Source organism: Streptomyces sp. V1I1, assembly GCF_030817355.1.
GTDB lineage: Bacteria > Actinomycetota > Actinomycetes > Streptomycetales > Streptomycetaceae > Streptomyces.
In genome coordinates, this window is record NZ_JAUSZH010000001.1 from 5152765 (window position 1) to 5176483 (window position 23719).

General features: G+C 58.7%; 20 protein-coding genes and 1 pseudogene. 14 read left to right on the forward strand and 7 right to left on the reverse strand.

Annotated elements, in window-relative coordinates; genetic code table 11:
- Positions 1-266 precede the first annotated feature (266 nt).
- The 10 genes from QFZ67_RS24215 (at position 267) to QFZ67_RS24260 (ending at position 7059) form a co-directional block, all read left to right on the forward strand.
- On the forward strand, positions 267-566 hold the full coding sequence (locus QFZ67_RS24215; RefSeq protein WP_307663168.1) for a hypothetical protein: 300 nt from the start codon (positions 267-269) through the stop codon (positions 564-566).
- Complete coding sequence (locus tag QFZ67_RS24220; RefSeq protein ID WP_307663169.1) at positions 475-804, forward strand: hypothetical protein; 330 nt, start codon at positions 475-477, stop codon at positions 802-804. The genes QFZ67_RS24215 and QFZ67_RS24220 overlap by 92 nt, the downstream gene beginning before the upstream one ends.
- 2 nt (positions 805-806) lie before the next feature.
- Entirely contained in the window at positions 807-1178 is a 372-nt protein-coding gene (locus QFZ67_RS24225; protein ID WP_307663170.1) for a hypothetical protein, read from the forward strand.
- Between the two features lie 80 nt (positions 1179-1258).
- A complete protein-coding gene (locus QFZ67_RS24230) occupies positions 1259-3373 on the forward strand; it encodes a type IV secretory system conjugative DNA transfer family protein (protein ID WP_307663171.1) in 2115 nt (704 codons plus the stop codon).
- Entirely contained in the window at positions 3370-4155 is a 786-nt protein-coding gene (locus tag QFZ67_RS24235; protein ID WP_307663172.1) for a replication-relaxation family protein, read from the forward strand. Before QFZ67_RS24230 ends, QFZ67_RS24235 begins: the two co-directional genes overlap by 4 nt.
- 552 nt (positions 4156-4707) lie before the next feature.
- Positions 4708-5079, forward strand: a complete 372-nt coding sequence (locus tag QFZ67_RS24240) for a four helix bundle protein (protein WP_307663173.1) — start codon at positions 4708-4710, stop codon at positions 5077-5079.
- Positions 5076-5357, forward strand: a complete 282-nt coding sequence (locus QFZ67_RS24245; RefSeq protein ID WP_307663174.1) for a hypothetical protein — start codon at positions 5076-5078, stop codon at positions 5355-5357. The genes QFZ67_RS24240 and QFZ67_RS24245 overlap by 4 nt, the downstream gene beginning before the upstream one ends.
- Positions 5354-5479 (forward strand): hypothetical protein, encoded by a 126-nt coding sequence (locus QFZ67_RS24250; RefSeq protein ID WP_307663175.1) that lies wholly within the window; start codon positions 5354-5356, stop codon positions 5477-5479. The genes QFZ67_RS24245 and QFZ67_RS24250 overlap by 4 nt, the downstream gene beginning before the upstream one ends.
- A 409-nt stretch (positions 5480-5888) precedes the next feature.
- Positions 5889-6647 carry a ParA family protein gene (locus QFZ67_RS24255; protein ID WP_307663176.1) on the forward strand — a complete coding sequence of 253 codons (759 nt, stop codon included), beginning with the start codon at positions 5889-5891 and terminating at the stop codon, positions 6645-6647.
- Positions 6634-7059, forward strand: coding sequence for a hypothetical protein (locus tag QFZ67_RS24260; RefSeq protein WP_307663177.1), 426 nt, complete (start codon positions 6634-6636; stop codon positions 7057-7059). The genes QFZ67_RS24255 and QFZ67_RS24260 overlap by 14 nt, the downstream gene beginning before the upstream one ends.
- Positions 7060-8542: 1483 nt before the next feature.
- Here QFZ67_RS24260 and QFZ67_RS24265 read toward each other — a convergent pair.
- The 4 genes from QFZ67_RS24265 to QFZ67_RS24280 all read right to left on the reverse strand — a co-directional run bounded on the left by QFZ67_RS24265 (position 8543) and on the right by QFZ67_RS24280 (position 10424).
- Entirely contained in the window at positions 8543-8737 is a 195-nt protein-coding gene (locus QFZ67_RS24265; RefSeq protein WP_307663178.1) for a hypothetical protein, read from the reverse strand.
- Between the two features lie 453 nt (positions 8738-9190).
- Positions 9191-9526 (reverse strand): hypothetical protein, encoded by a 336-nt coding sequence (locus QFZ67_RS24270; RefSeq protein ID WP_307663179.1) that lies wholly within the window; start codon positions 9524-9526, stop codon positions 9191-9193.
- The gene (locus QFZ67_RS24275) at positions 9519-10085 is read right to left on the reverse strand and encodes an ATP-binding protein (RefSeq protein ID WP_307663180.1); all 567 of its coding nucleotides are present in this window, start codon (positions 10083-10085) and stop codon (positions 9519-9521) included. Before QFZ67_RS24275 ends, QFZ67_RS24270 begins: the two co-directional genes overlap by 8 nt.
- A gap of 147 nt (positions 10086-10232) precedes the next feature.
- Positions 10233-10424 (reverse strand): hypothetical protein, encoded by a 192-nt coding sequence (locus QFZ67_RS24280; RefSeq protein WP_307663181.1) that lies wholly within the window; start codon positions 10422-10424, stop codon positions 10233-10235.
- Positions 10425-10646: 222 nt separating this feature from the next.
- Between QFZ67_RS24280 and QFZ67_RS24285 the strand changes: the two genes are divergently transcribed.
- Positions 10647-11522 carry a helix-turn-helix transcriptional regulator gene (locus QFZ67_RS24285; protein ID WP_307663182.1) on the forward strand — a complete coding sequence of 292 codons (876 nt, stop codon included), beginning with the start codon at positions 10647-10649 and terminating at the stop codon, positions 11520-11522.
- An 8-nt stretch (positions 11523-11530) separates the two neighbouring features.
- Positions 11531-11725, forward strand: coding sequence for a DUF397 domain-containing protein (locus tag QFZ67_RS24290; protein WP_307663183.1), 195 nt, complete (start codon positions 11531-11533; stop codon positions 11723-11725).
- Positions 11726-11855: 130 nt separating this feature from the next.
- Here the strand turns inward: QFZ67_RS24290 and QFZ67_RS24295 are convergent, their stop codons facing one another.
- Together QFZ67_RS24295 and QFZ67_RS24300 are read right to left on the reverse strand one after the other, a co-directional pair.
- Complete coding sequence (locus QFZ67_RS24295; protein ID WP_307663184.1) at positions 11856-12137, reverse strand: hypothetical protein; 282 nt, start codon at positions 12135-12137, stop codon at positions 11856-11858.
- 392 nt (positions 12138-12529) lie between these two features.
- A complete protein-coding gene (locus QFZ67_RS24300) occupies positions 12530-19423 on the reverse strand; it encodes a PA14 domain-containing protein (protein WP_307663185.1) in 6894 nt (2297 codons plus the stop codon).
- 1212 nt (positions 19424-20635) lie between these two features.
- Between QFZ67_RS24300 and QFZ67_RS24305 the strand changes: the two genes are divergently transcribed.
- The gene (locus QFZ67_RS24305) at positions 20636-21028 is read left to right on the forward strand and encodes an Lsr2 family protein (RefSeq protein WP_307663186.1); all 393 of its coding nucleotides are present in this window, start codon (positions 20636-20638) and stop codon (positions 21026-21028) included.
- Between the two features lie 312 nt (positions 21029-21340).
- Here QFZ67_RS24305 and QFZ67_RS24310 read toward each other — a convergent pair whose 3' ends face one another.
- Positions 21341-22924, reverse strand: coding sequence for a recombinase family protein (locus QFZ67_RS24310; RefSeq protein ID WP_307663187.1), 1584 nt, complete (start codon positions 22922-22924; stop codon positions 21341-21343).
- A gap of 58 nt (positions 22925-22982) precedes the next feature.
- On the opposite strand from QFZ67_RS24310, the pseudogene QFZ67_RS24315 reads away from it, so the two are divergent.
- Positions 22983-23657, forward strand: a pseudogene (locus QFZ67_RS24315) (ATP-binding cassette domain-containing protein); the annotation flags it as partial.
- Between the last annotated feature and the right edge of the window lie 62 nt (positions 23658-23719).

A 23719-nucleotide genomic window follows, 5' to 3' on the forward strand; every position in this document is an offset into this window, starting at 1 on the left:
GGATCTCGGGTGATGATGCGTCATCCGGCCCAGGGCGGCGGCTATCTAAAGCGCCTGTGCGGGGACGCATTCCCCTACTCGTTGGCCAGTACTAGCGCTTACAGATCGGACGTTGCAGACGTATAGGCCCGGAGCATGACCAGCCGTACCATCAGACCACCCCATGGCAAAGCGCCACTTGGGGCGGTCTTGCCCTGTCTAGTCCCCCACCGCAGCGGCACCGACACTGCGCACGATGGCGCGACTTGAGCGGCAGAGGGGGCGGCATGGAACTTGACTTCGGCGACGAGTGGTTCGACTACATGCTCGCCGAGTGGCGGGCGCAACGCCACATGCACGCCGTCGAAGCCATGGCCGACTGGGCCAAAGCCGACCGCGACCGCCTGCGGGAAGACCTCGACAAGTACTTCAGTACTAAGGCACCTGGTGCCAGCCTGGATGAGTTCAGGCGGTACATCGAGAAAGCAGGCCAACATGGCGATGGAACTGCCGCGCCCGAAGGACCTGGCGAAGCAGAACCCGACGACGGCGGGCCCCCTGAACAGGTGGCAACGGAAGGAGATTGACCGGGCCTCGGCCATCATGCTCTTGCAGGAGCGGGGGCGGATTCTCCTGACTGAGCTGAAGGTACGCGGCTACAACCACTTGGAAGACGTAGCCGAAGGGCTCGCCTTCGACCGGATAGACCGGCTGGAGGAGGAGTACCGCAAGTCAGAAAACCCCATGCGCCGCCGCTACATCGAAGAGGCCATGGAACGCTGGATGCACCAGATCACCGCCATCCTCCGCGAACATAACTCGTAGTCATGAGCGGCAGTGACGATGGCGGTTGGTACCTGATCGGCGGGATTGTGCTGCTGGTCGTCCTTGCCATCAACGGTGCCATCTACGGTGCGGTAGCACTTGCTAAGGGCGTCGCATCTCACTGGGCAGAACTTCTCTTGTACCTGGGTCTTAGTCTCGGCGGCGTCGCCGTGTTGCTGGGTGCCCTATTCGGCTATGCCTACTTCCTGGATGACCGGGTCCAGCACTGGAAGACCATGCGGACACTCAAGCGCGAGGCCCAGGAGCGGCAGCAGCGAGAGCTTGAGCGCGTTCATGAGACTAAGCGGAAGCTGCACCGCGCGACCAAACAATTCGACAAGAGCATTAACAGGATCAAGAAGTGGAAGGACTGACCTGGTTCACCATCTTTACGTCCGGTAGCGGCCTACTCATCGTGGGTCTGCTTTGGGTGCGACTCCGAGGACAGCGGCGCATGGACAGCAGCCACAAGACCTACGAACTCACCTTTCCGGCAGGCTTGAATCTAGCCGCAGCCGCCCGTGTCTTCACGGCCCTCGACGGGCTACTCAGCCCCATCCATCGCGGTCCATTAGTCATCGCCCGCCGTACGGTCGCCTTTGAGCTACTGCTATCACCGACTGGCGTCCATCACCTGATGAGCGTCCCGGATGACATTGCCGAAGCGGTCGGCAAACACCTGCGCGGCATCATGCCCATGCTCCGAGTGACCGAGATAGCCCACCAACCGCGCCGTTGGCTGGTGGCAGGTGAGCTCAGGCTGACGCAGACGGAACCCGAGGAGGCAGCCAAAGAAGCCGCCAAGGACGCGGCCTACATTCCGGTACTACTCAACAGCTTGAGCGGCCTGGCCGTCGATGAAGCCGCCATGGTTCAGCTCATTGTCACGGGTGGCGGTCAAGGCCGCGTCTTGTATCACGCCCGAGTGGCAACGACTGCGCCTCACCAAATCCGAGCCCGGCAGATCATGAAAGCACTGAGTAACGGCTTCAAGTCCCTTCATGCTTCCATCGTGCGACCGGTGCCGGCTGCCATTATCAACCGGGTCAGTCTCAGGTCTGCGCCCATCATCGAATGGCGTCAGGCCCCCGTCATTGAATCACTTGCCCTGGCCTACGCCATGCCCATTGGAACCCCTCAGCTTGGCGGAATGAGATACAACCGTGGCCTGCAACTCGCTCCCGACCACTCAATCTCAAGTGATGGTGCACGAGTCGCTGAAGCCAACTTCCACGGTGCAGAGCGGCCATTGGCGCTCACTCCAGTAGGCAGGGCCGCCCATACGCTCGTGGTGGCACCGACCGACTCCGGTAAAAGCACGCTCATCGAGAACCTGATAGTCGACGACATCAGGAACGGCCGGGGTCTGCTCTACATCGACCCCAAGGGCGACTCCGCTCGGAAAGTGGCGGACCTCGTACCGCGTGAGCGCATCCGGGATGTCATCTACTTTGACGTGTCAGACCTCAACTACCCGATTGGTCTTAACCTGCTGACAGGCGGTCGCTCAGACCGTATTGCAGCCGACCTCACCGACAGCTTCAACAAGCTCTATGACCTGTCCAACGCCCACAGGGCCTTTGACGTACTGCGCTCCTCACTGATGTGTCTGGCCGAATGCGGGTACACCATTCTGGATGTACTGCCGTTCTTGGAGCCAGGCCCACGAGGGCAGCCCTTCCGGGACAAGGTGGCAGCCCAACTTACGAAGCGCCCCATGCTGAGCTTTATTGCCTGGTACGACAACCTCAGTACCAGAGAGCAAGCCGAGGTAGCGTCGACCCTAGAGCGACGGTTGCGCCCGCTTCATAACCACCCTGAGCTAACGGCCACCTTCGGGCAATCAGTCTCGGGCTTCGACATCGAAGAAGCGCTCCACGGCCAAAAGATCATCGTAGTGCCGCTCAATAAGGGCGTCATCGGCAAGGAAGCCGCTCGGGTAGTAGCCACCCTGGTACTCAACGCCGTCTGGAATGCCGCTCGCTCAGTGGAGCTCAAGCAGAACTTTCACCTCTACATCGATGAGTTCCGCGAGATGGCCAACGTGCCGGTGCCCTACGGTGAAATGTTCGAGCAGGCCCGTGGGTACAAGCTGCCCATCCTCGCGGCCGTCCAGGACGTAGAACGCTTCGGTGAGCGGGAGCGGGCCGAACTGATGAACAATGCCCGCAACATGTTCTTCTACCGTCCGGCTCCCCGGGATGCCCGCCACCTTGCCCGAGAGATGGGCAATGGCGTGACCGAAGAACACCTGATGAGTCTGGGCTCTCGTGAACTGATGATGCGCTTCCAAGTGGATGGCGTCCCCAGTCTGCCGGTCACGGGTCACGCCTATCCCCCACCCACGCCCGTTGGTCTGGGTAAGGAAGTCCTGGCAGCTTCCCGCGCCACATACGGCCGCCCCATGGCAGAAGTAGAAGCCGAGATTGAGCGGCGTTATGCCGGTAGTAGAACCACGCCGCGGGCTGTGGTGCCGACGCCGGATAAACCATCATCGCCACCGCCGGCCCCGTTGCCGGTTGCCGAAGAAACTGGCTGGGAGCCATGGGACGGGAGCATTGAGTCATGACCGTGACTACCAGGTACCTCAACCACATAAAGCCCCAACTGAGCGAGCGTGACCTCTCCATCATCGAGGACATCGGCCGTTTCAAGCTCCTCACGGGCGGCCAGGTCGAGCGGTTGTACTTTGCGCATGGCTCCGATAAAAGCCGGGCGCGTAACCGGCAAGCCGTCCTCAAAAGACTCAAGGACAACGGCGTCATCGCGCACGTTGGCGAACGGCGGATCGGGGGTGCTAGGCGCGGCTCAGCTTCTCACCTGTACGCCCTCGACATTGCAGGCCAGCACCTCGCCCAAACCCATAGCAGGCAACCCCGCCGCAAGTATTCCTGGTATGAGCCGACCATCGCTCACTTCCTGGCTGTGGCCGAGCTGTACGTCGTCCTCAAAGAGGCTGAGCAGTCCGGCCGCCTGGTCGTGCTGAACTTCGATCCAGAACCGTACTCCTGGCGCATATACGGGCAACGCAGGCTGGAGCCAGATGCGTTTGCCCGCGTCGGGGTGTCCGGTCCGGACGGACGCGGGTACCAGAGAAGCATGTTCATTGAGGTAGACCGAGCGAATCAACGCGGGACGAAGATAGCCACTAAGTTCCCGCAGTACCTCAACTATTACAACCATGAGCAGCTTCAACCGTCGCCACGAGCCTTCCCGAGGATCGTCTTTCTGGCACCGGATGAGTGCCGCGTGACGTACCTCCAAGGGCTCGTCGATGAGCGCCCGGACGCCCGCCACTTGTTCCGGGTTGGACTGCTGGATGACCCGCTGGCGGTCCTCCTGGGCCGCTGATGATGCCTACGCTTCGGCCTACGTGTCGGGCTACGCATCGTGCAAGCGGTTTGGGTCCCTGGCCAGGGAGAACGACCCCAAAACAGCAGTGACACCCTTCGGGCCTCCTGCTAACTACCCACCGATAGTTATCCATCAGCCGCTTAGTCATCAAGGTCGTTCATCCTTCCCCTACCGCATTTACTCGCTCACGGGGCAGGGTGCTCCACCTTTGACGACAGCGTCTGCTGGATGCCATCTGGTGTGTAGTTAGCAGGAGGCCCGAACAACATGCGTTATGTAGACACCCAGACTGGGGAGATCATTGAGTTGGTTCCATATCCACCAAGGCGTATTCAGACTGCCCGAATGGCACACAGACGCCCTGTGAAGGCTCAGCCTATGCGGTATGCGTACAAGGCGAGTAAGACGCGTCAGGCTCGCTCCAGGTGGGCGTACAAGCTCATAGCGCATCTAGGCCCGCTGGTCGTCTTGGCGATAACCGCTCTGGTTGTGCTTAACCATGCTTCGCTTGCTGCTAGCTGCTTAGGTAAATAAGTGAGGAGATCACACATGGCAGAATCAATCCAACACCTACGAATCTACAAGGAGGCCCGTCAGTTAGAAGACCACATCTACGAAGTGGTAAAGCAGTTCCCTGCTGATGAGTTCTACGATCTAGGCAATGCCCTACGCCGTGAGAGTGCTGCTGTTTGCCACCACATCATGGAGACACACCGGCTCGTCAGCTACCGCCACAAGATTGACGCACTCGACAATGCCCGTCGCGAAGCCATATCCATCAAGCACAGCATTGGCGTAGCGGAAAAGCTTGGAGTAGATCAGGAGCTGATCGAGTCGTATGAGGGCATCGCCCAACAGTGCCTCTCGCTCACCGAGTGGCTTCAAAGCAAGCTAGAACAGCGGCAAAGGGAGGCGGCATGAGCGCCGCCCCCTGCCAGCACCTGGATTTCAATGAGTACTTCGGTAAGTGCAACGATTGCGGTCAAGTCCTCTGCATCCTTGAAGACCTCCGAGCATTCATAGACGTGACGCAGACCTGGCGAGTAGATAGCAACGGCACACCAACCGAGCAGCTTGAGGACCACGGCCCTGCCTACGATGACGGCACCGACTACGAATGCACCAACTGCATGAGAGAGTTCGCCGACTGGGATGAGGCGAAGAAGCATTTAGAAACTAAACAGGATCAGCAATCATGACACTCCAGGAAACCCGCGACTTCAAACGCACCAAAGTGTACAAAGCCAAGTGGCAACAGGTGGTCGACGGAACGTTGAGCTATGCCGATTTTACCGATTGGTTCCAAGAGGTGGTGGCATGAAGAAGCTCTATTGGATCGAGTTCACCGAAGACGCCGCCCATATCGGGTAACCCACTCCCCTACTGGCCGCCTCGATACCGGCAGCGCGAGAGCGGGCGAGCTGTCCGCCGCTCCTGCCGGTCGATCTGCCTTGCCAGCCGTTCTATGACCTCATCTGGTACGGCCTTCCCTACCCCGGCTCGCAGATGGAGGCGGTAGGCGACTTTGGCCCGCAGCTTGGCAATCGGCGTTGAGCCAAATGATTCCATTGATGAACTCCGCTTATGTATTTAAATTAGCATGTTTGCATACATGCTTGCAAGCATGTATGCAAACAAACTTGATTGCATGAATGCATGCCTGCGGGCTTACATGCTTGATTGCAAACAAACCTGCATTTGATAAAATGAATGCATAACGGGTTTATGATGTGGCACAAGTTATTGCGGTAATGATGTATAAGGGGGGATCGGGCAAGACGACGACCATCAACAACACGGGTGCGGCACTTCACGTATTGAAGCAGCGCACGCTGGTGATTGACCTCGACCGGCAGGCAAACGCCACTACTGGCGTGGGCTTCGACCTGAATGACATAGAGGCCAGTGTCAATGACCTCTTTGCCGATCCCAGCAAAGACCCACGGTCGGCGATCATCCAAACAGATTTCGGCCTGCACTTCATGGCTGCCACGCGCGGCCTAGCCAAAACCGCGATGAACATGTCCCCGGCGGATATGTTTATGCTTCGCGACATCGTGGCCAAGCTCGATGAGCATTATGACTTCATCCTCATCGACACACCGCCGAATGAGGGCTACATGACGTATAACGCGCTGGCCGCAGCCGATCAGGTTCTCATCCCGGTAGCCACCAAAGGCTTCTCGGAGGAGGGTCTATCACAGACCCTCGATGGTGTGGCCCAAGCCCGTAAGAGCTATAACGCCAAGCTCACCATTGCCGGTATCTTGTTCACCAACGTCGAAAAGGGGACTGTGGTGTCCTCTAGCGTCTTGGCTAACGTACAGGAAGATCACCCTGACGCATTGCTGCCTTTCTCAGTTCCCAAAGCCGCCTCGCTAGACAAGGGCAACATGGTTGGCATACCTGGTGTCATCTTTGATCCAAAGCACCGGGCGTCTGAGGTGTATATGTCATTAGCAAGGAGATTGATTGATGCCGTCGAGTAAGGATGTGAAAGAGCTAATGGCGGCCCGTAGGGCTGGACGGAAGCCGTCAGGCGTCCCCCAGATTGATCCTGCTGAGCTGCTTCAAGATGAGGCGCCCTTAAGCCAACCATCACCCTCTAACGAAGAGATCGCCACAGAGACAGCCATCATTGTGCCCGCGCCGGCCGCGCCGCAGAATGAGCCGATTGTCAGTGAGCCAAAGCGTCCTCAGCTCGATCTGAATCCGCTCATGGACATTGATCGGTCACGCGCCACCGAGCCGTTTAGCACCTATGCATACCAGGAGCGCAAGCGACAATTGAAGTTAGAGGCCATAGCAACAGGTGACGACATTTGGGAGATCGTAGACGTCGCTCTCGATGAATATTTTGAGCGCAGGTATGGGAAGAAGGCCAAGCGCCCTAAATCGTAGTGAAGAAAACAACATAAGCGGCTTGATTGTCGCAACCAATACCATTATGATGCTTACAAGCTAGTGTGTATTGAGTCGTTGCTTTACGCATTAGCTACCAAATCTCGGTGGCTTTTAGCGTCTTATGTGGAGATGCCCCAAAAGGGTATTGACTAGCATAAGCGGTGTGTTAAACTTGATCTAACGACTCAATACATACCGTTTCTCTGTCCGACGAAGAGCCCCGAGCGAAAGCAGATCGGGGCTTTAACTTTGCCCTGACAATGGCGACCCTCTGGGTCTGGAATGCCGGTCAACGTCGATAACCTGGCCTCTACCACTGCCATCAAGAACACGCGCGTGGGCGTAAAACGACGAGGAGAAACTTCGGGTAAACGTCTTCAAAAACGGACCCCCGTAGTCAAATGGAGCACCCCAGACGAGTGCGTCCCGGCCATACAACCCATCGTAGTGAAGATATTTCGCGGTAATGCCGGACCTGGGCGCGGAGTAGCTACGATCTCCCCCACAAGCGCAGTTATCGAATAGATCGCACTCGGGCAGAAGGCCGAGCAGGTAGGGCAGTAAGACTGGCTGGAGTGGCCCCCGCTATGCCCTCCTGGGGCTCATACCAGTACAGCTAACGCGCTTCGCTTGTTGTCCCTCGACTGCCGCTAAAGCGGAGTCGTCGGGAGCGTCTAGAAACGCTTCGCCTCGGTGGATTCACTTCTTCTCTTGCTCCAAGGCCGCTTGGCTCATCCAAGCGCCGGCCGAGCATTCAACCACCGAATAAGTCTAAGACGGCTGGTAAGGGATGGCGGGCGACACAATCAAAGTGACGTTTTGTCAAGCCTATCAACCCATACAAGCCAGGACGTTACGGCTCAGGGTTCAAAGACAGTGACCCGAAGCGCCAGAGGCAAGACAACAATCCGTCGCGGTGGCGACTCCGATTAACCCCAGGCTAAGCAGTAGGGGACGGAGTAAGCCCATAACTATGTCCGCGTGTCGCGTAAGCGACCGCGTCATTTTTTCGCGGCGAATTTTTTTGTGCCCGCGCTCTGCCGATGGGGGAGCGGCCCGAAGGCTGCTAGTACTGCCGGACTGGCCTCGACCGCGGGCCCGTTGTACTGCTGGCAGTAGTGCCAGTCTCAGGCCGTGGCCGGCCTCGCTGAGGTGATGCGTCATCGAGGCGGAATGAGAGCCCGCGGAACCTGCTTGTGATGGGGGACTGGGCCTTTGGTCGTCCAGCCGCCCGGCGACCGCCACGGCGGCCCTCCGCTTGCTTCAATCCGCTTGTACTCCCGGACTGCGGCTTAGGTCATCGCTCCGCCGGCGCGGCTCACCATGACCGCATGATGACGGCCGCGGGCTCGTCGGCATGGTGGGTAGCCCAGCTCAATCAGAGCCCCATGAACGTACTTGGAGTACGGGAGTGGGCCTTTGGTCATGCCGTCGTCAGCCGCCGTACTACAACGGCTCTACGCGGCTGACAGCCCCTCTATTACTTGGGCTTCTGGATCCGCTCGGCATCACGACGAGCTGCCCGTAGGGCTCGGCGCATCACGGCCAGGCGGTAGCACTCCACGCCATCATCGCCGCAGTGGGGGCACGTGCGAACGTGCGCGATGACGGCTCGGCACAGCAGCGTGACCACCTCATTGGGGGCCGGGCCGTCCTGGTCATCAACGGGCACCATGGCGATGCCTCCCCCGACTCTGCTTCCGATAGCGCCACCATGTCGCCGCTTGAGGACGATGAGCCCTCGGCGTATGACTGGGCGGAAGCTGCAACTGGTGCAGCGGGAAGGCCCGGCGACCAGTGGCCACCCAGTGGAGTTGTTGCAGGCGGAAGACGCAGCGATGGCATCCAAAGAGGGGCACGGTGTCGCCATGAACGGTCATCTCACCGACCATGGCCACGGGTATGCCGACCGCTTCACAGCGGAAGCAGGAGCCCCGGTACCAGTCGAAGATGGCCCAGAGTTGCTGAGGTTTCATGCCGTTGGCTCGCAAGTAGTGGGGGTGTGGCCGGCCTCCGTCATCAAGCGGGATGACCGGCGAGAAAAGCACCCCTGACGCAGGAGCTAAGGCTCAGGACCGCACGGGGAAGGGTCCGTTAACCGCGTCAGGGGTGCCGCTTGTAGGTGGCGCTAGTCGTCGGCCGCTATGGCCAGCAACGGCACTTCACTGATGGTCAGTTGAACTTGTCCGTCCTCGGTGAGGAACGCCATCGAGCACTCGCCACCAAGCTGTATGGTCCGCACGGCCTGGCGGAAGTCGTCGCGCATCCCGAGCCAGCCGCGCCGCTCGAAGAAGTCGCCTTTGCCGTGGGCGGGCAGGCTCCTGAGTGCGTTGTAGAGCCAGCGCAGTCCCTCATACGGTGAGCTGACGATCTGGTACGACAGCGCCACTTCGCGCTTGATCTCGCCCCGCCCAATGGAGCGGATGTACTGGCACCGGTAGTTGGTGCCCAGCGGCTTATCCATGAGGCAGTCCCATCATGGCGCGGTTGGTCATGTGGGGACCGTGGCGGTAGCCCGGTCCTTGTTGACGGGGCAACTGGAGCTCGGCCGCGCTTCGCACTACGTCTGAAGGCACCGGATTGCCCGGCAGTATGAGCTTGGCGTAGACGGTCTTCCCTGAGTGCGGCGTCGGGTAGAGGTAGCCCCATTCAGCGCTGAGCCGGTCCACCAGATGAAGACCTCGGCCGCTCTGCCCGTCCGCTGCGGTGGGCCGCAGCATCGGCGGTGTGCGGTCCTGGTCGTAGACGTAGATGAGCAGGTATTGCGGGTAGTGCCAGAGCGTCAGAATGAGCTGACCAGGCGGCGGTGTTGTCGCCCATGGCGGTGCCTGGGTCGGCTTCTTGGCGTGGCGGACGGCGTTGGTCACCAGCTCGGAAACGATGAGTACGGCGGTATCGGCCGTCTCATCAGGAACGGTCCATTTGGCCAGCACGTCACGGGCATGGGCGCGAGCGAAGCGAACGCCTGCTTCTTCACAAGCCAGGTCGAGGCGACTGCACCAAGGTTGGGGACTGGCGGTCATGACGCCACCCCCGCGAACTGACGCGCGAGCAGCAACCGCATGTGGTCGGCCGGATGATGGGTTTGGGTGGGGCTCTCATTCCTGACTGTCATGGGCGTGGCCTTGCGCTTGGACGATGCGGCCGTGATGGTCCGACCGCCGGGGGACTTACGACGGTCGCGGCGGGCTCGTGATGACCAGACCGAGGCCACGCGCCAACTCGCTTAAGAGCGTCATGGCTTGGGACTCGGTGATCTCTTCAACCCGGATGCCGCCGGGGCCGAAGTAGAGCAGGAAGCCATGACCGGACTCCGCGCGCTTGAGCGGTACCCGCAGGCCCGGCGTCTGTCCGGCTTCCATGAATGGGTGACTCCTTGGCCGTGGGGTGCGGGGAGGTATCACTACGGCTGGTGTTCGGCGAACCGACCGACAGTGACGGGCCACCTACGGTAGACCGGAAGCGGTTCCGCTCGCAACGGTTCCAATAGAACGGTTCCGTTCGAATGGAACCGTTCCAAGATCATTAAGTACCATTGAGCTGCGAAAACGGGCACACTGAGCATCAGAGGGAGAGGGAGGACCATGGCGGCCGAGCAGAACCCCACCGTCAGGCGGCGGCGTCTTGGGTCTGAGCTGCGGAAACTGCGCGAAGAAGCGGGCAAGTCTCTGGAGCAAGCAGCCGTTGTCTTGGAGTGTCATCGTTCCAAGATCAGCCGCATCGAACTGGGCTACCTCGGCATTCGCGCCCGAGACGTGCGTGACCTCCTGGACGACTACGGCGTCGATGATGAAGAGGTCCGCAACCACCTGATGGCGCTGGCCCGCGACGGCAACAAGCGTGGCTGGTGGGACAAGTACGGCCAGATCATCCAGCCCGCGTACGCCAACTACTTGGGGCTTGAGTCGGACGCCAACTACATCCGAACCTTCCAATCCATCTTGATTCCGGGCCTGCTTCAGACCGAGGCGTACAGCCGGGCCGTCATCCGAGCCAACCCGGCCTTGGTCCGGGATGAGGTCATCGACACCCTGCAAAAGGTCCGGGCCGAGCGGCAAGCCATCCTGACTCGCGACGCTGAACCGGTCCGCTTCTGGAGCATCATCGGGGAGGCCGCGCTGCGGACTCCCATCGGTAGCGCTGACATCATGCGCGACCAGCTCGACCACCTGGCCGAGATGGTGAAGCGGCCGAACATCACACTTCAGGTCTTGCCGTACGAGGTTGGCGCTCATGCTGGGCTGAGCGGCCCGTTCGTCATCTTCGGCTTCGCCGTGCCCAATGACACCGGCGTGGTCTTCCTGGAGAACCTGTCATCCAGCCTCTACCTGGAGACCAAGGAAGAAGTGGACGGCTACACCCTCGTCTTCGATGACCTGCGCTCAAGCGCACTCAACCCCGCCGACTCCCTGGAATACATCGCCAGGATCAATCATGAACTCGGGACTCAAGGAAGCTAGAGGCAGCGATGGACACCCCGACGAACTGGCGCACGTCCAGCTACAGCGGCAGTACCAATGACTGTGTGGAGATAGGCGAACTGCCGGGCGGTGGCCGGGCCGTGCGCGACTCCAAGAACCGGGATGGTGGCTTCTTCCGCTTCACCGCGGGCGAGTGGGCCGCCTTCATCCAAGGCGTTAAGGCTGGCGAGTTCGACCAGTAGCCCTACGACCAACAAGAGCCCCGGCCGTCTGATGACGGTCGGGGCTCTGTGCTGAGTAGCGAACATCAAGGCCGCGCCGGCGGCGCGATGACCTAAGCCGATGATGAGCAATGGCCCGGGTCGAAGACAGCTACTGAGCGTTCGCGTAGATCAGTAGCTCAAGGACGCTGATCAGGGCCAGCGCAACGCTTGCCATCAAATACCGGCGCCCATTCTTGGCCCGCTTCACGCCAGGATGAAGGACACTAATCGCGAGAGGCCGAACACTACAGATCAAGGCGACCGTAGCAAAAGAGGCGCTAACAAAGAGGGCAAACAGGGCCACGCCATAGCCAGCATATAAAAAGATTTTGAGCTCTTTGTATGCGCGATCAAGTGGAAGTTTGGTTAAGAAGGGGGGTGCAAGTTTCATAATGCTTTCCGTTATTTGGTTAGAACGCTCTGATGGCCGCGTTGCGAAGTCCGCACTTCAGCGCGTGGCCTTGCCTCATCTGCCGCGCGGCCATAAAGGCAATGACCGCAGCGACTATCCCTTGGCCAACAATGACCCACCAAATACGGGAAAAAACCATGTCGAAGCCAAAGATCCATACCATACCCACCACTACTACTAACGAGCCGATGAGCAAGACGGCTCCACGCCTCTTTGAGCTCAGATTTACATTCATCTTTTCGTTTGAATGTCCGCAGATACAGGCTCGAATCGAGTCGTGGGGTGATAAATTGGGAGCTAGCTTCAATGGTTTACCTATTCTTACTCTTAAATGCTCTATTCTAACACCTGCGGGTGAGGCGGTCTGGGGTCTAGAAGTAGCGGCCGGAAATTATAAGCACCATGTTATTGTACGCTGATCCTTTATTGCCGCTCAAAATGCTTGGCGGTCGACGCGATGGTGGACTTGGTGGTAGTTTGCCTATCGCATATGAGTTTACTCCTCCCGCAACTGCATTTATCCGTTGCTTGGCGGCCACGACTCGCTTGCTTTTGGCACTTTGACTTGCCCCCTGTCCAGCCTTGGACGCAATACTTGGCGCAATGGCACCGATTAAATGTTCTGTCATCTTTTTGCCGATATAGCCACCGAACAAGCCAGAACCATAAGCTGTTGCGCCTGCGAAACCAGCCCACGCCCAGTCTCTGGTACTGCTGTATGCTATGGACGATGCCACTGCTATGCCCAATGCGGCACCCGCTGCACAGGCAATCGCTCCGACCACACAGGCAAAAATGCCAAGACCAACCAACCCGCCGTCGAGCCATAAGCCCATGGAACTGGCGTTTTCACCCATATTTGCAAACACCTCTTCGGCCGTACTACTATTACCGTCAAGGTCTTGGGAGCGCAACGGGTTAGGCGGATAGACATAGGCGTTCTGCACGCCGCCATCCGTTGGGTCAACTTGCAGGAAGCGGCCAATGCTAGACAGGTAAACCCGAGCTCCCATCTGTGTTGGGGCGAGGGCAAAATCACTTTCAGTGAGTTTCTGGTTCTGTCCCTCCCAGCCATAAGTCGTACCTGTCGCGTTGCTCGGCATACTGCTTAACACTTTGCCGAATGGGTCGTATTGGAAGGTGCCGGTCTGGGCTCCACTAGCGTTAGTGGTGGCCATGACGTCGCCATGCAAGTTGGGCAGGGACACCGTGTAGTTGCTTCGGATATTGAAGGTCACGCCGCCAGGCAGCTGGAGAATCTTCTCAATGGTGCTTCCAGAATCGTTCTTCACAAAACTAGGAGCATCACCGGATCCGGTGTAGCCAAATGCGTAGTACTGCTGCGATACCCAATCCCAGTTGGTGATGTTGTCTCGGCCTCGCCAGACGAGCCGGCCTTGGACGTCGCGGCTGTAATACTCAGCGAAACCAGAGCCATTGGCGTCATATTGCTCAAGGCCAGTATTCCGGTCAGAGGAATCATAGATCAACTGCAGTGGCGTCGTGCCAGTACCAATAGTTGTCGTGTTGCCGTGAGCGTCATAGACAGCGCCATTTACCAATGCGTCACTGGACGATACTAGCCGGTCGGCGTTGTCGTAGCAGTAGGTTGTGGTAGTCGTGGCACCGCCCACAGTGGCCGTCTGACTGGTACGGTTCGAGTTCTTGCCCGCATTAACGTTGTAGGTACCAGTGCAAGCGGTCGGAGTGCCAAAGCCGTAGCTCCAGGAGTTTGCGCCAACGGTGGCAGAGGTTAGGCGGCCCGCCTTGTCATAGGCGTAGGACTTGGATGCGCCGAGCTCAGTTCCAGAGATGATCTGGCCTGACTGGCTCCGGGTGACCGAATCTGTAATATGGGTCGTACCGTTACCCAAGGTGTAGTCCTTACCCGCCACGCGGCCAAAACTGTCGCGACTAATGGCCAGCGCCAATGAGCCAGCCGTGGGGTAGGTGACACCGCTCATTCTGCTGTACGCGTCGTATGACGGCACAGCGTAAGTGGTGCTGTCGAGCTTCTGGGCCGACAGGCGACCGTAGCTGTCATAGGTGAACTCCTCAAGACCAAGTGGACTGGTTCGGCTACTGAGGCGGCCGAGGGTGTCATAAGTGGTTGTAGTCGTATTGCCTTCGGCATCGGTGTAACTTACCGTCCGGCCTAACAGGTCAGCGGTGGTCGAGATGGTGCCCTCCGAGTCGGAGGCACTTATCACGAGTGGATTACCACTAACGGCATAGTTGTTTGTGATCGTCCGAGCCGGCTTGCCTGCGCCCAGTGAAGGAACGGCCACCTGAGTAATACGCCCGCGGCTGTCATATGTGGTGCATGTCCAGGCATCGGAATTGTAGCGAGTGGCTACCGTCCGACCCGCGTCATCGTAGATTGTTTCAGTTAACCGGCTGGTTTGAGAACCGGCACCGTCCGGGTCAGCCTCGGTCTTCAGCTTCAGCATGCCCGCCTGTTTAAAGGCTTCAGTCGTGCCGGTAGTACAGGGGTTATCCCGTATATCAGTCGCGCCATAGTAGGTGTAGCTGGTCGTAGTACCGCCAGGGAGTACTTTGTTTGTCTGGCGAAGGAAGCTGCCGGTAGCGCCCTGGACCTCATAGTTGCTATTTCCGGTGTAGCTCAAGCCTGCAGGGTCGAGAGTCGTAGCACTGGCCAAGCTGAGCTCAGGGTTAGCGCCATAATTGGTACTCGTCGTAACAGTGCCGACAGATGAGCTTGAATCATATACCGTGCGGCTTGTGGTCAGACCATAGCGAGGCGTTAAGAGGGAGCCCAAGGCGCTCGTTTCGCTACCACCGGGAGCGGTCTTAAACAGCTCCAAATGGGCATCCGTATCTAAGGTTGATCCGACCGCCTTGTTGTAGTAGTCAAGCCGGACGCGGTGCCATGAGTTGGCCGTGGCATTATTGAACGTCTGGATTGCAGCATGGTCCTCATAGCTTCCGTCATTCCAGTCGTCCACTACGAGCGTGTCATCAACCCAGAGTCGGGCACCATCATCGGACTTAACCTTGAATGTGTGACTGCCAGTCTCTGGCAACTTAATGGAGCCCGTCAGACTTACGCCCCAGCCGTAAGTTGACTGGCTTGGCGTAATCGGTTGGCTTGTGCCCCAGGTCTTCACCACATCGCCGTTACTCGTTCCGACGCCGGTCTGGTGGCTCTTGGGGGCGCCAAACAGCAACTTAGATGTAGTTCCAGTGCCATTGGCTGAAGTGGCTACATCGAAGTAGGCAGCCGCCAGGCCATTAATGCCTTCGTCATAGCCAGTCTTGACATGGGGAACAACGAGTGGGTAGTAGCTGGTAGGAATGCGGTTCGTTCCATAAAAAGAGGCTGGAGCTGGCCCGTATTGGTCGGTGGCTCGATCGGCGTAGTCGTAAATCGTGGTGCTCTTGAGGCCAGTCGTGTCAGTTGTCGACAGCACCAGGTCTTTGGACGCATCCCACTCGGTGGTGGCAGTCAGGTTGGCGATGTCGGTATCGGTGGTGGTGCGGTAAGTGGCGTCATAAGCCACCTTGCGGCTGAAGCCGTTGGGCTCGGTGGCATTGGCTACATTCATCTTGGTGTGGCCGACTTGGTAGTCATAGCTGTGAGCCTGGCGAGTGGCCCCACCAGTGGCGGCAGGCAGAGTCACTCCGGAAACACGCCCCAAGACGTCATAGGCGATCTGCGTCACTTCGGTGCCATCCTGGCTCCGGATGCTCGCCAGTACTGCGTCATTGGCAACGCTCGTCCGCACCTGGGTGAGGCGGCCGGAGGCGTCATAGCCGTAGTCGGTCAGCTCGCTGCCGGGCCTCACGATGCGCGACAGGCGCGGGTTACCGCTGCCATCTACCACATAGAGCAGCTGCGTGACGTTGCCGTCATTGGTCGCCGCGGCACACATCATGCCTGCCGTCGAGGAGTAGGCGGTGAAGCCGCTTGGCACGGATGGACAGTTGGAGTCGCCGCTGTAGTAGAGCTTCATCCAGCGGGATGAGGACACACCATCAGTGATCTGACTGAGGCGAGACGGCGTTCCTGAGTAGGTGTACTGGAGTGCGGCCGGCTGCCGGTCATCCGGTGCCGTGGTTGCTAACTGAAGCGTGCCATCGGTGTTGAAGACATACGTTCTACCGTCGCTGTCTTGCAAGGTGAGTGTGCCGTCTGAATTACGAGTCAGTACACCGGCCTCGTTCACTGGTGGCTTGTAGGCACCTCCGCCGAGCGCGGTGTATTCGTGCGTCATACCGGTCGAGTCAGTCAACACCACACTGTTCTGGTTAACCTTCAGGCGGTCATAGCTGAGGTTGCCAGTTGCGCTCGTAGATAGGTTCCAACCGTCCGGCACGACCGATGATTTGGTCAGAAGCCAGTTGCTAGGTACTACTTGGCCGGTGCTGTTATCGGGCGTCTTCACTAGGAGGTTCGCCGTAGCCGCGCCGCCATTCTCGTAGTACTCGAATGTAACCGGTACAGCCACACCGGCCGTCAGGCCAATAGCCGAGCCGTAGTTGGTACCAGGGCTGTCACTCCAGTTGCTGAGCACCTGGGTGTTGTTTACCGTAATGCGCGTACCGTCATCGGCTGTGCTGCCGAAGGTGTAGTTGCCGCTCGTGGGCGGCATAAAGTAACCAGTCCAGCGCACCATGAAGCTGTCGGTTGGTGCACCTGAAGTCGCGCCACCGCTGCCCCAATCGAAGCTCACCAGCGGATCATTACGCACCATGAAGGCGTTGTTGTCAGCCGGGAAAGTATGGCTTCCACTGTCGGCAAAGTAGCGGCCCACGAGCCCATGGTTGTTGGTTATGTGTTGAGGATCGGTTCGCAGCCAGGCGTTAGGCACTACCTGATCGACGCTGTCTGGCGTCTTTACGCGGAGCCAGATACCTGCACCGCCGCCGATCTCCCGGAACTCAACCTTGATAGGTACAACCTGGCCGGCGGTCAGCGCGATGTTGCCACTCCACGGCGTATTGCACGAAGTCCATTGGTCGTGGAGTTGAGTGTTATTCACCCATAGGCGCTGGCCATCGTCCGCGGAGCAGTTGAACTGGTAGTTGCCAGTTTGTGGGGCTACAAAGTATCCCGTCCAACGACCCAAGAAGTAGTCAGCAGTGATAGCGGGGTCGGGCGAGCTGCTAGCACCGTTGCCCCAGTAGGTATTGATATTGGGCTCAACTCGCGTCACCAGTGGATTACCCGAGAAGGTGCCGTTGTGGGCCGTATCGTTCCAGTATTGGGCCGTCAGACCAGAGCGAGCCCTAAGCGGGGAGTTATAGCTCAAGCCCACGCCCAACGAACCACCCAATGCAGCCGAGCCGTGTGTAGTGGCGCTCGTTGCCAAGTTCCCTGTGGCAAGGTCGGTACTTACACCACCAAAGTCATCAGATACCTGGGTAGCGTTCTTTCCATTGCGCATATCCACTCTGAACGAACGTACCCAGTTAGGAGCGGTATTGGGCACATTGGTATACCCATCCCAAGTGTAGACATGCCAGTAGTAGGTAGTTCCGTCTTCAAGGATGTTGTCGGGGATGGTCCAGTTAGGAGTGGTCACCCAACCAGAGTTAGCAACGGGGCCCTTCTCGGCGTCCGGATTGGGACTGACGCGGTAGTAGTAATAGACCTGCTCGCCCTCGGCGTCGCTGACTGGATTCACCGAAAGCATAGGCTGCGTGGTTACAACGGCGGAGCCATCGCCAGGCGCGTCACTGGCAGGAGTCGCCATCGGTGGCTGAGTGTCATAAGTGATCGTGGTAAAAGTGCGGTCGTGAGCAAATAGCTTGTAGGTAGTCCAAGTGGCTTCCATGCCGCGTACGATCAGGGGCGCATCCCACTGGCCAGCTGCCTGCAAGTTGCGGTAAAGAGTGGTTACATCAACATTCCCCCAGGTGCCGGTCCAGAGGTAGCCTTCGCCGTAGGCGGTATCCACGCAGTTGTAACCCCAGCAGGCCGCCTTATTAACGTAGGTGTTGGTCGGATCACAGATGCCGTAGCTATTGCCGCAACTCGGCATTTCTACGTGGAGGTAGGCGGACTGGATGTACTTACCGGAAAAGGTGCTCGACGGGAAGCTCATCGAGGTAACGAAGCGCCAGTGATTGAGCGGCCCCGTCACAGTTCCAACACTATTTCCGCAACCCTGACCGGGGCTGCAAACGTAGCCGTCTGACTTGTAGCTGACGTAGTTGTTACCAGTCGAGCCAGTAAAGCTTGGGTCTACCCGCAACGGGTAAACGCTCTTCGGTTGCTCGGCAAGCCATGACTCGCTCAACGTGGCACTGAGGGTCGAGCCCTGAACTGACTGGGTTGCATAGGGGGCGTCACCAATCACGCCTCCCGTGGCAGTAGCCACGGTGGGGGCGGGAATAATGAACTGGCCCTGTAGGGCATCTTTTACCTGGAACCAGCCGGGCTTGTCGGCTATGGCTGCGAGGGTTGCGCCGTCAACATTGAAGTCAAAGCTCGTGGCGGTACCGGGGCGCTTGATGATGATGGTCTCTTTGAGATCAGTACTCGTAACCAGGAATTCGAGGTCAACGCCAGGCCAAACCTCGTGGTAGGTGACCAGCTGCATCGATCCTTCAGTCGTCACGACCGGGTCCACTAACTTCTTGGTCTTGGGACCAAAGGTGACCGAGCTACCATTATCAGAAATGGTGATGCCGCTGCCGAGGCCAGCCGGGGCAAAGGTCGTGGTCCATGAGTTGGAAGTGGTTTGCCAAGTAGCAGGGAATAGGTTGGTTTGGCGGAGAGTGGTATCGACGTCATGCCAAGCGCCGTCCGACGAACGGAAGTTAGTTACGCCAACGCTGTGCTTAACCGTCTTGGTGCCATCGCTGTTGAGAGTCACCTTGTCATGTGGGGTGTACTCATTCTTGAGCTCCTTCACCGGCGTCCGCTCTTTATGAGCCTGCTTAGCTCCAGGACCAGGACGAGTTTCCGCATCCGCACTTAGGCCGCCGCCCACGGAAGTGTCATGGTCCTTCTTGGTAACGCCCGTACTAGCAGGGGAATCAGAGGGTGTTGCTGCATCAACGGCCAGTGGCTTGAGATTGGGCTTACTGTTGAAGGCGTCGAAGCTGAAGGCCAGCGCGGTGCCACCGTCAGACAGCAGCACGAGGGTCGTCATCGCGACCAGAACGAAGCGGCGTAAGCCGCTAGCAACCGGCCCGGCCGGCTCCGTCAGTGGCCGTCGAGTACGGCCAAATTTGGCAAAATTAAATGCCGCCCTAGATTTGGCGACATACCTGCGGACCGATCGCTTCATGCTCATTCGAGCCTCCACAAAGTTATTATTCCACTCTCTCTAAACTAATTCTAAGTTAGTGAGTGGAAGCGTTGCAATACTTTTTTACTCAGGTAAGTCAAAAACCGGTATTCAACAGATGGCGGGGACTAAAACTGAACACGGTTATGATTCACTGGCATCATCGACCTGTGGAAAAATGCCCTTGTTAAGGCGTAGGCAGATTGATAACGTAGAGATGTTGCCGCGACCTCCACCCTGCATAGGGACGATGGCGGCAATAACCACGCGAAAAACGCCGACCACACATCGGCGTTTTTCTTTTTGGTCGTAGAAACTCGGATAGGGGCTTTAGAAAGCCATCAAATCTACGTCGTACATTGCACATTTTCAGGCCTAGCAATCATCTGGACGCGTAAGAACTGCCGATTGAAGCCAGTCACACAACAAAGTAGTCCAGCCCTTCACATACTCCCTGCGTCATAGAAAATAAGCAGGAGAAGGGCATGGATTCATTAAATGCTCACGACTGGGTCAGGCTAATCAGCGAGATTATTCGGGCCGCAGTCCAGTTATACATCACTCGCCGCAAGAGGCGCTGCTAAGTCAGTTGCGCGCTACTGCTGACTCGGCGCTGGCGCCGTCCCGATCAGTCAACAGATAGGCGGCCGTTAAAATCCCCTACCCAAGCCAACTGTAGCCTTTCATCGTGACTCGTCCAGCTGAGGTATTCATTAGAAGTACTGCTGAAAATGAGTCGCGTTTTCGGTATATGTTTGGTACTCGAAGCTAAGGTTTTTCCTAGCTAGGTACTTTACTATTTATAGCGTCACTAGTGTTAAACGTTCTTGACAAGTGGCAAGTATGGCCGTCCCGTGGATCCATTTTCGCCGGGCGGTAGCACCTTCAAAGGGCTGGAACTGCGGCCCGTATCAACGGCGCTAGCGCTTCATCTAGGCGTCCGCCGGCCTTGGCGTCATGGCGACCGCTAACCGGCACCAGTCCGCGTGTTCTCTCCCGTCAAGGCGGCACCATGAGCAATGGCTGAGAGTAGACAACGATGCGAATACATCGGGGTGATCCCCGGTTCGGTAGACCTTTACCTATGCCCGTTCGCGGCCGTATGGCTCATCACCTATATGGACCTGGGCATGCTGTCCTGCGATCCCCATATGCGGGACTACCTGAACGACGAACCCGACGCTGAAGCTTTCCCCCTCTACCCGTTAGGAACGGAAGATGGCGAAGAAGGTAGTAACGCTTGACGACCTCGACCCCAAAGTGGAGGCGGCCGAAACCATCACGTACGGCATAGATGGTCAGTTCTATGAGATCGACCTGTCCGCCCCCAACGGCAAGAAGCTGCGCGACGCGTTGGCTCCGTACAACAAGGTAGCCCGGTTGGTAGACCCCAAGGTCGGCGCACGGCGCTATGCCAACGGCGGTAACGGTCAACTCGGCCTCGCCTATGGCGACTACGACTCGCAAGCCGTCCGGGCCTGGGCCGAAGAAAACGGACTTGAGGTCAACCCCAAGGGCCGTGTGCCCGACGACATCGTCCGGCGGTACTTCGCGGCCCAGCAGCAGCAACAGCAGCAGGCCGCCGCCGCCAATGGCTCCGGTTCTAGCTGATCCCCAGTCGTCCCGGGGGAGGGCATCCCCTACCCTTCCCCGGGACTTGGCCTTCGTAGGTGTTCACTTACGGAGGCCCTTTTCATGCCTGAACAACTCTAGTGCTCACGGCGAGCCGGCCCCTGGGAATAGAAGCTACTCCGGTGTAAAATAAGGGCAGTTAATAGAGCCCCGGCATGAAGCAGCAGACAGAAAAAGCGCCCCACCGCCGAAGCGATGAGGCGCAGGGTATACCAACGTCTCAGGACTGGATCAAGCAGCAGCTAGCTAATGCACCCGCTATCAGTCCTAAGCGGTGGAAGCGCGTAGCCACTATTCTTGGTGCCAAATAACCTGAAGCCTGGACGGATCAAACCGGTTACTGCCTCGGGTGGCTCGGTTGAGAATGATGGCCGCAAAGGTCTCGCTGTAGATGGCTTGACGCTGCTCTAGTGCCAGATCGGGCCATTGCTCGGCGATACTCGTTACCTTGGGCCCGGCGGTTTGCCGGATGTACTTGCTGCGGTCCTTCATAAGGTCCGCGATTTCGCTGTCTAGCTTCCGGATCTCCGGCCAGATGTACGCGCCCATGTCGGCGTTCTCCTTGAACTGAGCCAGTAGGCCAGCCTTCTTTGTCTTGGCTTGCTCTAGCTCACCGGCCTTCGGCCATGGCCCAACTTCAACGGTTACCTTGTGCTCGTCGTACCGGGCGAAAAGCAGATCCTGAGCCAGCTTGTCGATGGCTATGCCGGATCCCGCGACCTTGCCGCACCCGCCGTAATAGGCGGGCGGCTTACAGACGTAGTCGAAGCGGTTATTGGCTTTGGCTTGTCCGGTCATGGGTCGTCCGCAGTTGCCACAGCGGATTATGCCGGACAGTTCATACTTGAGCCGCCCGACATAGACACCAGCTCCAGGCCGGTCATCACTAGTGAGCTTGTCGACGACGGCATGCCACGTTTCTTCTTTGAGGATGCCGTCATACTGACCTTTGACTGGTTCGCCATCCGGACCCGTGAGGTAGCGTTTGTGGGGTGGAATTTCAGCAGGACCGTGGACGCGCCAACCGACCATACGGGGCGAGAGAAGCATCAGGATCAGAGTCCGGCGGCGCCACTCATTGCCTTGGGTTGTCCGCTTACCAGCTGCGTTCCACTTGTTCACGATGGTTGTGGGGCTGATGTCAGCGAGCACGTCTTTAGCGGCTTGCCGGATCTGCTCGGCTTCCTCGGGGATGACCGTGCGCTTGTCGTCTGCCCAGCCAAAGGGCCGGTTACCACCAACGGGTATGCCGCGCATGGCACGCGCTAGATGGCTGGTCTTACCGCGACGGGCTGAAGCGCTGGACGACTTACCCGCCATGGTGACGAGCATCCGGGCGTTGTCCCGGCCGTTTTCCGTCAGGAGGTCAAGCGATCCAGTGATGTCGATGAACGGCCGGGTGTAGTTCTCGGCCACCTCGATGATGTCTTCTAGCGTGCGCTGATCGCGCGTCAGGCGGTCCAGGTCATAGACGATGATGCCGTCTGCGGCGGTGAGCTTGTCGAAGCCCTCGGCCGGGATGAAGTGCTTGGAAACCGGCCGTCCGGCCCTGAGGTCATCCAGTGCCCCATAGAGAATGGGCCGGATGACACGGTACTTGTGACTGCCGTCCGGCTGCTTGATGCGCCGCTTCTTCCAAGCGGACGTATCAGGTTCGTTGTACGTGCCGACATAGGTTCCGCCGAACCGCTCGATGTACTCGCGGCACAACCGCTCTTGCTCTTCACGGTTGTTGATGTCAGCGCCAGTAAGTACCGGGCCGTTGTAGTCAGCATCGTCCAGGAGCTCAAAGGAGAGACGCACCAATCCGGCTATCTTTAGGCCGGTGAGGTCACGCCGCTGGACCCTTTCTATGATGTTGAGCTGTGGTTGCACTGCGTGATCTCCTGTTACTTAGTGTAACAATTGACCACTTTCTGTGCAAATGTGCTGCGGGCAGCGTACGACCCTGTGGTGGGACCTGCCGCTGAAGGACTCGTACCGCCTGGTGCACCGGATGTACCGGATCCCCGACAAGCGGTTCCGCGAGAATCTCGACCGCTGTGTCGAACTCCTGGACCTGGCCGAGCTGTTGGACGTTCCGGTGCGCCAGCTCTCGCTCGGGCAGCGGATGCGCGGCGACATCGCGGCGGCGCTGCTGCACGACCCCGAGGTGCTGTATCTGGACGAGCCGACCATCGGTCTCGATGTGATCTCCAAGGCGAGGGTCCGGGACTTCCTGCGGGATCTGAACGCCGAGCGGGCCACGACGGTGCTGCTCACGACGCACGATCTGACCGACATCGAGCAGCTGTGCAAGCGCGTGATGGTGATCGACCACGGGCGGCTGATGTATGACGGGGCGCTCGCCGGGCTCCATGAGGTGGGGGAGAGCGAGCGGACGCTGGTGGTGGACCTGGAGCGCGAGCTGCCGCCGATCGTCCTCGACTCCGCTCGTACGGTGAAGGTCGAAGGCCCCCGCCAGTGGCTGGCCTTCCCCGCCTCCCAGTCGGCGGCGCCGCTGGTGGCCGCGCTCGCCGACACATATCCGCTGGTGGACCTGTCGGTGCGGGAGCCGGACATCGAGGCGGTGATCGCGAAAATGTACGCGGAGAGGTCGGGGCTTTAGCGCAGAGGTCGGGGCTGTAACCGGGGCTGTAAGCGTGGCGCGGGCTTGACTAGGCTGCTGAC

Bases quoted from the DNA above. Each gene is read 5' to 3' on its own strand.
- QFZ67_RS24305 (WP_307663186.1), top strand. From the start codon at position 20,636: ATGGCGAAGAAGGTAGTAACGCTTGACGACCTCGACCCCAAAGTGGAG.
- QFZ67_RS24270 (WP_307663179.1), bottom strand. From the start codon at position 9,526: ATGGATAAGCCGCTGGGCACCAACTACCGGTGCCAGTACATCCGCTCC.
- QFZ67_RS24285 (WP_307663182.1), top strand. From the start codon at position 10,647: ATGGCGGCCGAGCAGAACCCCACCGTCAGGCGGCGGCGTCTTGGGTCT.
- QFZ67_RS24275 (WP_307663180.1), bottom strand. From the start codon at position 10,085: ATGACCGCCAGTCCCCAACCTTGGTGCAGTCGCCTCGACCTGGCTTGT.
- QFZ67_RS24245 (WP_307663174.1), top strand. From the start codon at position 5,076: ATGAGCGCCGCCCCCTGCCAGCACCTGGATTTCAATGAGTACTTCGGT.
- QFZ67_RS24280 (WP_307663181.1), bottom strand. From the start codon at position 10,424: ATGGAAGCCGGACAGACGCCGGGCCTGCGGGTACCGCTCAAGCGCGCG.
- QFZ67_RS24220 (WP_307663169.1), top strand. From the start codon at position 475: ATGGCGATGGAACTGCCGCGCCCGAAGGACCTGGCGAAGCAGAACCCG.
- QFZ67_RS24300 (WP_307663185.1), bottom strand. From the start codon at position 19,423: ATGAGCATGAAGCGATCGGTCCGCAGGTATGTCGCCAAATCTAGGGCG.
- QFZ67_RS24240 (WP_307663173.1), top strand. From the start codon at position 4,708: ATGGCAGAATCAATCCAACACCTACGAATCTACAAGGAGGCCCGTCAG.
- QFZ67_RS24265 (WP_307663178.1), bottom strand. From the start codon at position 8,737: ATGGTGCCCGTTGATGACCAGGACGGCCCGGCCCCCAATGAGGTGGTC.
- QFZ67_RS24295 (WP_307663184.1), bottom strand. From the start codon at position 12,137: ATGAAACTTGCACCCCCCTTCTTAACCAAACTTCCACTTGATCGCGCA.
- QFZ67_RS24235 (WP_307663172.1), top strand. From the start codon at position 3,370: ATGACCGTGACTACCAGGTACCTCAACCACATAAAGCCCCAACTGAGC.
- QFZ67_RS24225 (WP_307663170.1), top strand. From the start codon at position 807: ATGAGCGGCAGTGACGATGGCGGTTGGTACCTGATCGGCGGGATTGTG.
- QFZ67_RS24290 (WP_307663183.1), top strand. From the start codon at position 11,531: ATGGACACCCCGACGAACTGGCGCACGTCCAGCTACAGCGGCAGTACC.
- QFZ67_RS24260 (WP_307663177.1), top strand. From the start codon at position 6,634: ATGCCGTCGAGTAAGGATGTGAAAGAGCTAATGGCGGCCCGTAGGGCT.
- QFZ67_RS24250 (WP_307663175.1), top strand. From the start codon at position 5,354: ATGACACTCCAGGAAACCCGCGACTTCAAACGCACCAAAGTGTACAAA.
- QFZ67_RS24215 (WP_307663168.1), top strand. From the start codon at position 267: ATGGAACTTGACTTCGGCGACGAGTGGTTCGACTACATGCTCGCCGAG.
- QFZ67_RS24230 (WP_307663171.1), top strand. From the start codon at position 1,259: ATGGACAGCAGCCACAAGACCTACGAACTCACCTTTCCGGCAGGCTTG.